Source organism: Micrococcus sp. HSID17227, from assembly GCF_003989405.1.
Taxonomy (GTDB): domain Bacteria; phylum Actinomycetota; class Actinomycetes; order Actinomycetales; family Micrococcaceae; genus Micrococcus; species Micrococcus luteus.
On record NZ_RBLN01000332.1, the window covers coordinates 1 to 2,033 of the forward strand.

Consider the following 2,033-nt stretch of genomic DNA (forward strand, 5'->3'; position numbering starts at 1 on the left):
TACTCCCGAGACGACGACGCGGAACGGCACCCGCGCCCGGGTCAGGACCTCCGCCCGGCCGGGGGAGGCCGAGCCGAGCACCAGCCGCAGGCTCATGCCGGGGCCGGCCGCGCCGTCGTCGTGCGGGATCACGCGAGCGCCTCCCGCAGGGTGTCCAGGCCCATGCCGCCCAGGCGCAGGGCCCGGGTGTGGAAGGCCTTGAGGTCGAAGTCGGCGCCCTCGGCCTGCTCGTGCTCGGCGCGGATCTGCTCCCAGATGCGCTGGCCCACCTTGTACGCCGGCGCCTGCCCCGGCCAGCCGAGGTAGCGCGTGAACTCGAAGCGGCGCTGGCCCTCGGAGATCCTCAGGTGCTTGGCCAGGAACGCGTAGCCCTTCTCCGGGGTCCACGCGCCGCCGCCCTCGGACTCGGGGGCGTCGAAGCCGCAGTGGTAGCCGATGTCGAACACGACGCGGGCCGCGCGCATGCGCTGCATGTCCAGCATGCCGAGGTGGTCGCCCGGATCGTCGAGGAAGCCGAGCTCCTCCATGAGCTTCTCCGCGTACAGCGCCCAGCCCTCGCCGTGGCCGGACGTCCAGCAGAAGCTGCGGCGCCACAGGTTGAGGTTCTCCCGGTTCATCATGGCGGTGGCGATCTGCAGGTGATGGCCCGGCACGCCCTCGTGGTAGACCGTGGTGGTCTCCGCCCACGTGGTGAACTCGTCCTCGCCCGGGGGCACGGACCACCACATGCGGCCGGGCCGGGAGAAGTCGTCCGAGGGGCCGGTGTAGTAGATGCCGCCCTCCTGGGTGGGGGCGATCATGCACTCGAGCCGGTCCATCGGGGCCGGGATCTCGAAGTGCTCCTTCATGGCCTCGACCGCGTCGTCGGAGAGCCGCTGCATCCACGTGCGCAGGGCCTCGGTGCCCTTCAGGGTGCGCTCCGGGTCCGCGTCCAGGATCGCGCGCGCCTCCTCGATCGTGGCGCCCGGCCGGATGCGCTCGGCGTCCGCCTGCTGCGCGGCGATGATGCGGGCCAGCTCCTCCTGGCCCCAGCGGTAGGTCTCCTCGAGGTCGATCTCGGCGCCGAGGAAGTCGCGGGAGGCCAGCCGGTAGTACTCGATCCCGACGCCGTCCGCCTCCGGGGCGTGCGGGCGCAGCTCGGCCTCGAGCGTGTCCGCGAAGTCGCGGTAGGCCTGCGCGGCGGCGTCCGCGCCGGAGCGGATGCGGGCGGCCAGGGCGTCGTCCACGACGTCGGCTGCCTCGGCCCGCTCGACCAGGCCCGGGAAGAACCCGCCCGCGGCGCCGTGGGCGCGGGCCTGCTCCACCACGATGTCCACCTGGCGCACCGCGGCCACGTGGCCGGCGTCGCGGGAGGCGAGCAGGGATTCGGTGTAGCCGCGCAGGGCGGCCGGCAGGTTCTCGAGGCGGCCGGCGATGTGGCCCCACTGCTCCGCGGTGTCCGTGGGCATGAGGTCGAAGACCGCGCGGATGCCCTGGGCAGGGGAGGCGATGTTGTTCAGCTCGGTGCGGCCGGTCGCGTGGATCTCCCGCTCGAGGCCGATGCGCTCCTGCATAGCCGCCTTCGTGACGCGGTCCGTCTCGTCCTGCGGCTCGAGCGCGGCCAAGTCCTCGAGCAGGCGGGCGTTGAGCTCGTCGTCGGCGCGGGCGCCGGCGGGGGAGAAGTCCGTGTACTCGGTCTCTCGGCCCGGGAAGCCGAGCTCGGTGGCGGTGTCCGGATGCAGGGCGAGGAGGTCGGTCACGTAGCGCTCGGCGAGCGCGTCGATGGCGGACGGGGTGCGGGCGCCGTCGGCGGCGGCCTCGGAGGTGTGCTGGGTCATACCGGCACTCTAGGTGTTGTGGGTCATGAGGTTCTTGCCACGAGGCGCCGGCTGAGATGAGACGAGTGGGCCCCGCCCCGCAGGATGGCAGTTCCTACACCACCCACCTGCCAGAAGAGACCCACTCATGACTCACGCTAACGCACCCCTGACCCCGACCGGCCGACTCAGGATGGTCCACCGCCACCTGCACGACGGGATCCCGCAAGCACACGT

1 protein-coding gene is annotated in these 2,033 nt (G+C 72.6%); it reads right to left on the bottom strand.

Annotated features, from left to right (window positions below):
- Window positions 1-128: 128 nt before the first annotated feature.
- Window positions 129-1,817 carry a DUF885 domain-containing protein gene (locus D8M29_RS11455; protein ID WP_127445992.1) on the bottom strand — a complete coding sequence of 563 codons (1,689 nt, stop codon included), beginning with the start codon at window positions 1,815-1,817 and terminating at the stop codon, window positions 129-131.
- Window positions 1,818-2,033 lie beyond the last annotated feature (216 nt).

Bases quoted from the DNA above. Each gene is read 5' to 3' on its own strand.
- D8M29_RS11455 (WP_127445992.1), bottom strand. From the start codon at position 1,817: ATGACCCAGCACACCTCCGAGGCCGCCGCCGACGGCGCCCGCACCCCG.